A 6,792-nucleotide genomic window follows, 5' to 3' on the forward strand; every position below is an offset into this window, starting at 1 on the left:
GGCTATATTAAAGGTGACTAAAGTGATTAGTAACTACATTATTAAGTTTTATGAAGGGAGGGAATGCTCCAGAATCGCGACTATAATGATTAAACAGATCATTCCTGTGTCGGCGAGAGCGAGAAAATATGTCTGCCACTGAATACGAAGCAATTATCGGTTTAGAAACCCACTGTCAACTCAACACCAAAAGCAAGATATTTTGTCCCTGTCCCACCAACTTCGATAGTCCCCCCAATACTAACGTCTGTCCCATCTGTTTGGGTTATCCGGGGGTGTTACCCGTCCTTAACCAAGAAGTCCTGGCCAGTGCCGTTAAACTGGGATTAGCTATCGATGGTAAAATCACACCTCATAGCAAATTCGATCGCAAACAGTATTTTTATCCCGACCTGCCGAAAAATTATCAAATTTCCCAGTATGATCTCCCTATTGTCGAACAGGGTCAACTAGAAATCGAGATCGTCGATAAAAAAACTAAGGAAGTTAGCCGCAAAATTATCGGTATTACCCGTCTGCACATGGAAGAAGACGCGGGAAAACTGGTTCATGCTGGCAGCGAACGTCTCTCCGGTTCCACCCATTCCCTGGTGGATTTTAACCGTACAGGTGTACCATTATTAGAAATTGTCTCGGAACCGGATTTACGCACCGGGGCCGAAGCGGCGGAATATGCCCAAGAATTACGGCGTTTAGTGCGTTATCTCGGCATCAGTGACGGGAATATGCAGGAAGGTTCCCTGCGCTGCGATGTCAATATTTCCGTTCGTAAAAAAGGCACTAAAAAGTTCGGGACTAAGGTAGAAATTAAAAATATGAACTCCTTTAGTGCTATCCAAAAAGCCATAGAATACGAGATCGATCGACAAATTGAAGCGATCAAAAATGGCGAACTGATCGTACAGGAAACCCGTCTTTGGGAAGAAGCTACTCAACGGACGATTAGTATGCGGAAAAAAGAAGGTTCTAGCGATTATCGCTATTTTCCCGAACCGGATTTACCCCCCCTAGAAGTCTCCCCCGAACAGTTAAAAGCTTGGGCGGAAGAATTACCGGAATTACCCGCGCGTAAACGTCGTCGTTATGAAGAAGAATTTGGTCTTTCCGCCTACGATGCCAGGGTTTTAACCGATGATCGCACCGTGGCCGAATATTTTGAAACTGCCGTAATTGCGGGGGCCAATGCGAAATTAGTCGCTAACTGGATCAGTCAAGATATCGCCGCTTATTTGAATAATAATAAGCTGACGATCACAGAAATTTCCCTGCAAGCGTCAGACTTAGCCGAATTAGTTAAACTGATTGAAACGGGAACAATTAGTGGCAAAATTGCTAAGGAAATTTTACCCGAACTTCTCACCGAAGGCGGTTCACCGAAAGCGCTGGTGGAAAAGAAAGGATTAATACAAATTTCTGACACTTCTGCGATCGAAAAACTGATCGAGGAAATTATCGCCTCCCATCCAAGCGAGTTAGAAAAATTCCGGGCGGGTAAAACCAATCTTAAGGGATTTTTTGTCGGTCAAGTCATGAAAAAAAGCGGCGGTAAGGCCGATCCTAAATTAACTAGCCAAATCTTAGATCAAAAACTTTCTGGTTAGTTATATTCAGTGATCAGTAATCAGTAAACAGTAATCAGTGGGGAGCTTTTTTTCAGTGATCAGTAAACAGTAAACAGTAAACAGTAAACAGTGAACTTAAAACTCAAATCTGATAACTGGTAACTGATAACTGGTAACTGATAACTGATAACTGATAACTGATAACTGATAACTGATAACTGATAACTGATAACCGATAACTGATAACTGATAACTGATAACTGATAACTGATAACTGATAACTGATAACTGAAAATGACCTCGCAATTAAAGCCTAATAGCCCAAAAATCCTCGCTGTTGTCAATGGTAAAGGTGGTGTGGGTAAAACCACAACTGCGGTCAATTTAGCGGCAATTTGGGGGGAGAATCAGCGTGTTTTGCTGGTGGATGCGGATCCGCAGGGTTCCTCCACTTGGTGGGTAGAAAGAAATCAAGCGGGTATGGTATTTGATTTAGCCAAGCAAATTAATACAGAGAAATTAGGAGAATTGCGTCAAATTATCGAGTACGATCTGATCGTGATTGACACACCACCAGCTTTGCGCTCCGAATTACTTACGGCAGTAATAGCAGAATCAGATTATTTAATTTTACCGACTCCTCCCGCACCGATGGATTTAATGGCTTTAATTGACACGGTACGCACGGCAGTTAAACCCTTAGGAATTGCCTATCGGGTTTTGTTAACGAAAGTGGATTCCCGTAGTCTTAAGGAAACTTTAGAAGCACAAAATACTTTATTAGAATTAGGTATTCCCGCCTGTCATGCTTTTGTCAGAAATTATAAGGCCCACGAAAAAGCCGTTTTAGACGGGGTAGCTATTACCAATTGGCGCGGTAAAAATGCCCAAGAAGCCAGTGCCGATTATCGTCGTGTGGCCGAAGAATTGGAACGGGATTGGTAGATTTATCGACAGGTTTTCTAAGGACAATATTTTTGTAGTAAAGAAATCACTAAATCCAGACCATCGGGCTGAACTTGAATAGTATAGGCTTCCGCTTCAATTTGTCTGCTAAAACCCTGATAATTCATAAAAAATCTTCTGGTCATTGCTGGTGGTTCTATGGCTAAATTAAGAGCTTTAACTGTTTTGCCTCCATGACAAAGTTGAGCGGCATGGACAGCTTCATGAATTAATGTTGGTCGGGCAATACCTAAGTCAAAAACTAGGGGATGAATCCAAATAATTCTAGTTTTACTATCAAATAAACCGTAGGCTCCTCGCACTGGTGGCGGGGCAATTTTGACGATGAAATTGTGTTTTTCTAAAGCTTTCTGCAGCTGGAGAAAATCAGGGTTTGCCGCCGATAAATTTTCTCCTGCAGCTAATTGCATCCCTAGAAAAACAGCAGCAATTGTGTAATAAATGCCCATCAGGTGATAGTTCCTATTAAAAAAATATCAAAATTAGCAGGAGGTTATTCATTGATGAATCGAACCATCGGGGAGAATTGTTCCTGTTAAAATTGCTCCAGTTAATTTCACCATAATACGCTTACCAAAGCCAATTTTTGCCCCGCGTAAATCCGCCGCCGACAGATCCGCCCCGCTTAAATCCGCCCCGATGAGATTGGCTTCCTGTAAATTTGCGCCCTTAAGGTTAGCTTCGAGGAGATTGGCGCGAAAAAGATTAGCTTTGTACAGATTAGCTTTTTCTAGGTTAATTTTGTGCAGGAAGCTATCGCTTAAGTCGGCATGGCTTAAATCAGCCCCGATGAGACTGCGACTAGAGAGATCTTTTTCTTTCAGGTTAGCTCCCTGTAAATCGGCTCCGTTTAAATCCCGATAGTGAGGGCGCCAGGCGCCCTGATTGTGAACCTGATGGTTATTCTGGGAGTGGCTGTGTTGACTGTGGGTTTGTTGACTGTGGGTTTGTGAATTTTGGCCGGGTTGGCTAGGGTGAGGCTGATAGGGAGAAGCAGTTTTATAGGCGTGGGCGGGCTGTTTTTCAGTTTTAGGGGCGGAATTGGAGCGTTTAGGAGAATTTTGATGAATTTGCCGCAATTGTTCCCTAGCTTGGTTAATTTCTTGCAGTTTAGCCGTGGCTTTTTCCAAAAGACGCTGATTATCTTTGGGAATGCGATCGGGATGCCAAATAAACACCAAATCTTTGTAGGCTTGATTGATCTCATCGAGAGATGCCCCATGATCTAACCCTAAAACTTTATAGTATCGCTCCAATTCTTTCATCATCGAAGTCCTAATACAAGGATAAAAGCATTAATGGCCACAATTTTGCTGAGTCTTGTCGGATTTTCTAGGAGAGGATTTCTTTCAGGATAATTTGACTCTGGGAGAGTTGCCATAAAATTTGAGAAAATGTCTGGTAATTAAGAAAATCTCGTTTTTCTATCCTGTTTTGTGGCGTAATTGTATAGCACATAACAGCAAAATTAGCAAATTTTTGATACAAAACTTAATTTTTGCTGTTGGGGGTTAGGGAGAGGGAAGTGGGGAAGTGGGGAAGTGGGGAAGTGGGGAAGTGGGGAAGTGGGGAAATTGAACTAAAACCCCAAGACCCCAACACCCCCCCGCAACGCGCACGCAGTGACCACCCCAACACCTAAAACCTGCCGACCGCCGACCGCCGACCGACTGCTGTATGATAAAACTTGTCCCGATAGGATAAATCAAGGTTGTGAAATTTGGTCAGTGGTTGGGGTTTATCTGTTTAATAATGGCTCTGTATGTATTGTGGCAGATTCGACAGCTGTTATTATTGATTTTTATGGCGATCGTGTTTACCGTAGCCTTAAATAGATGTGTGAAAGGATTGCAGAGATTGGGGATTAAAAGGGGTTTGGCTATTTTAATTACCCTGCTGACGACTCTAGCAATTGTGATTTTATTTTTTGTAATTATTGTTCCTCCCTTTATCGAACAGTTTCAAAAATTAATTGAACTTTTACCGCAAGCTTGGGATTTAGTCCGCAATAACTCGATTCGATGGCGACAACAATTTCAATTTGATTGGTTGCCATCGCTGCCTAATTTAACTGATTTATTCCAGCAGTTACAACCTTTAGGAACCTTTGTTTTTAGTAACTTTTTTACCTTCTTTTCTAACTCAGTTGCGGCCATTTTGCAATTATTATTCGTGCTGGTGTTAGCAATTATGCTGTTAGCCAACCCCCAACCCTATCGACAAGCTTTCTTAAAATTATTTCCTAACTTCTATCGTCGTCGTGCCGAGGAAATTCTTACCCTATCGGAAGCGGGTTTAGGTAATTGGTTGTTGGGAATTGCCATTAGTTCAACTATGGTGGGATTATTCAGTGGTTTCGGTCTTTTCGTTCTACAAATTAATCTAGTTCTCGTTCATGCTATCCTGGCAGGATTGCTCAATTTTATCCCTAATATCGGACCGACTGCTAGTGTGATTTTTCCGATCCTCATTGCTGTTATCGATGCACCTTGGAAAATTGTCGCTATTCTGATTCTCTATTTTATTATCCAAAATGTCGAAAGTTATTTGCTGACACCAACTGTCATGGCTAAACAGGTATCTTTACTACCAGCAATTACCCTAATCGCTCAAATTTTCTTCGCTCAAATATTTGGCATCTTAGGTTTATTATTGGCTTTACCTTTGACAGTGGTAGTAAAAACATGGTTAGATGAATTATTATTCAAAGACATTTTAGATAAATGGGATCACGGTCATAACAAATCTTAAATAATCTCGGCAAAAGTCATGAAATTAATCATTCTTACTCTCGTTATTTTATCTAATTTTTTTGCTCCCCTCCCAGCTAAGTCTGAAACGGTTCTAGAAAAAATTAAACGCACGGGATTATTAGAAGTAGCTATGAGAGAAGATGCCATTCCTTTTGGCTATCGGGATAGTAATAATAATTTGCAGGGATTATGCTTAGATTTTATCCAATTGCTCAGAGGGGAACTAAAGCATAAATTAAACCTCCAGATCATCAGTGTCAAAATTTATAAATCAACTTTATTTAATCGCTTCCAGTTATTGGAAAATAAAACCGTTGATTTCGAGTGTGGTCCCAATAGTATCAGAAAAAATATACCTGATGGTGTCAGTTTTTCTCGTCCTTTTTTTGTCACGGGAACTCAGTTTTTAGTGAGGAGTGATAATCAGAAGAATTTTAACTTTTCTTCGTCCTTAGAAGGTATAAGTATTGGAGTTTTGCGAGATACCAGCACTCAAGAATTATTAAGACAAAAATATCCTCTTGCTACCTATCAAGAATTTCAAGGAGTGACGGGAAGACTGCGGGGTATCCAAAGTTTAAGAAGGAATAGAATAGATGCTTTTGCTAGTGATGGTATTCTGCTAATTGGAGAAGCTGTCATTCTCGGTTTGTCCTTAGAACAAGATTATAAACTTATCCCGCGCAATCCTTTAAATTGTGATTATTATGGTTTCATTCTTCCCGCTAATGATCCCCAATGGCAAGATTTTATTAATGGGGTTATCGTCACCAGTGAGAACAGAAATATTTTTAAAACATGGTTTACTGAAGTTGCTTCCTATTTTATACATACCTGGCAGTATTGTCGTAATAACCCCGAAAAATCCCAGTAAAACTTAACGATTATGCCCAAAAAAAATGATTTATTTTGGTTAGTTAGTTCCAGTACAATAATCCTGTTTGTTTGCAGTGCTATCAGACATATTTTATTTCAATCTAATGCTCTCGATCTTGGTTGGTTCGATCAAGGAGTTTACCTAATTTCTCAAGGTAAACCACCGATTATATCTTTTGTTGACTACCATATTTTAGGCGATCATATCGCTTTTATTCTCTATCCTATAGCCTTACTTTATAAAATTTATCCTAGCGTTTATTGGCTGCTTTTCTTACAAGCTTTTTCCCTTTCTCTTGGTGCTTTTCCCCTCTGGCAATTGGCAATAGAAGCGGGATTAAAAGAAAAACAAGCTTATACATTAGCCTTAGTTTATCTGCTCTATCCCCTAATTTTTAATGTTAATCTCTTTGATTTTCATCCAGAAGTGATCGCAGTGCCAGCGATTTTTTGGACAATTTTGGCGGCAAGATTAAATAATCTCTGGGGATTTTGTCTAGGAATCATTATTATTCTCGGTTGTAAAGCAATTCTCTCTTTAACATTGTTGGGAATGGGTATCTGGTTACTTCTCTGGGAAAAGAAAAAAATCCCCGGAATAATTGCCATGATTACCGGCATTCTTTGGTTTATTA

The 6,792-nt window shown here is 40.3% G+C and carries 7 protein-coding genes; 5 read left to right on the forward strand and 2 right to left on the reverse strand.

Features of this window, described 5'->3' with window-relative positions:
• Positions 1 to 128 precede the first annotated feature (128 nt).
• The gene (gene gatB, locus PX636_RS15345) at positions 129 to 1,601 is read left to right on the forward strand and encodes an Asp-tRNA(Asn)/Glu-tRNA(Gln) amidotransferase subunit GatB (RefSeq protein WP_002797759.1); all 1,473 of its coding nucleotides are present in this window, start codon (positions 129 to 131) and stop codon (positions 1,599 to 1,601) included.
• Between the two features lie 255 nt (positions 1,602 to 1,856).
• The gene (locus PX636_RS15350; RefSeq protein WP_002799248.1) at positions 1,857 to 2,507 is read left to right on the forward strand and encodes a ParA family protein; all 651 of its coding nucleotides are present in this window, start codon (positions 1,857 to 1,859) and stop codon (positions 2,505 to 2,507) included.
• A gap of 17 nt (positions 2,508 to 2,524) precedes the next feature.
• Here PX636_RS15350 and PX636_RS15355 read toward each other — a convergent pair whose 3' ends face one another.
• Both PX636_RS15355 and PX636_RS15360 read right to left on the reverse strand, forming a co-directional pair.
• Entirely contained in the window at positions 2,525 to 2,977 is a 453-nt protein-coding gene (locus PX636_RS15355; RefSeq protein ID WP_002799249.1) for a DUF8637 domain-containing protein, read from the reverse strand.
• A gap of 48 nt (positions 2,978 to 3,025) precedes the next feature.
• Complete coding sequence (locus tag PX636_RS15360; protein WP_125732865.1) at positions 3,026 to 3,793, reverse strand: pentapeptide repeat-containing protein; 768 nt, start codon at positions 3,791 to 3,793, stop codon at positions 3,026 to 3,028.
• Between the two features lie 448 nt (positions 3,794 to 4,241).
• On the opposite strand from PX636_RS15360, the gene PX636_RS15365 reads away from it, so the two are divergent.
• The 3 genes from PX636_RS15365 to PX636_RS15375 all read left to right on the forward strand — a co-directional run.
• Positions 4,242 to 5,279 carry an AI-2E family transporter gene (locus PX636_RS15365; RefSeq protein WP_002797758.1) on the forward strand — a complete coding sequence of 346 codons (1,038 nt, stop codon included), beginning with the start codon at positions 4,242 to 4,244 and terminating at the stop codon, positions 5,277 to 5,279.
• 18 nt (positions 5,280 to 5,297) lie between these two features.
• The gene (locus tag PX636_RS15370) at positions 5,298 to 6,155 is read left to right on the forward strand and encodes an amino acid ABC transporter substrate-binding protein (protein WP_288117730.1); all 858 of its coding nucleotides are present in this window, start codon (positions 5,298 to 5,300) and stop codon (positions 6,153 to 6,155) included.
• A gap of 12 nt (positions 6,156 to 6,167) precedes the next feature.
• The coding region (locus tag PX636_RS15375; RefSeq protein WP_288117731.1) for a DUF2079 domain-containing protein at positions 6,168 to 6,792 on the forward strand (625 nt) is incomplete at its 3' end.

The sequence above is a fragment of the Microcystis sp. M53598_WE2 genome (assembly GCF_030067735.1).
In the GTDB taxonomy this organism is placed as follows: domain Bacteria; phylum Cyanobacteriota; class Cyanobacteriia; order Cyanobacteriales; family Microcystaceae; genus Microcystis; species Microcystis aeruginosa.

Bases quoted from the DNA above. Each gene is read 5' to 3' on its own strand.
- PX636_RS15350 (WP_002799248.1), top strand. From the start codon at position 1,857: ATGACCTCGCAATTAAAGCCTAATAGCCCAAAAATCCTCGCTGTTGTC.
- PX636_RS15370 (WP_288117730.1), top strand. From the start codon at position 5,298: ATGAAATTAATCATTCTTACTCTCGTTATTTTATCTAATTTTTTTGCT.
- gatB (WP_002797759.1), top strand. From the start codon at position 129: ATGTCTGCCACTGAATACGAAGCAATTATCGGTTTAGAAACCCACTGT.
- PX636_RS15360 (WP_125732865.1), bottom strand. From the start codon at position 3,793: ATGAAAGAATTGGAGCGATACTATAAAGTTTTAGGGTTAGATCATGGG.
- PX636_RS15355 (WP_002799249.1), bottom strand. From the start codon at position 2,977: ATGGGCATTTATTACACAATTGCTGCTGTTTTTCTAGGGATGCAATTA.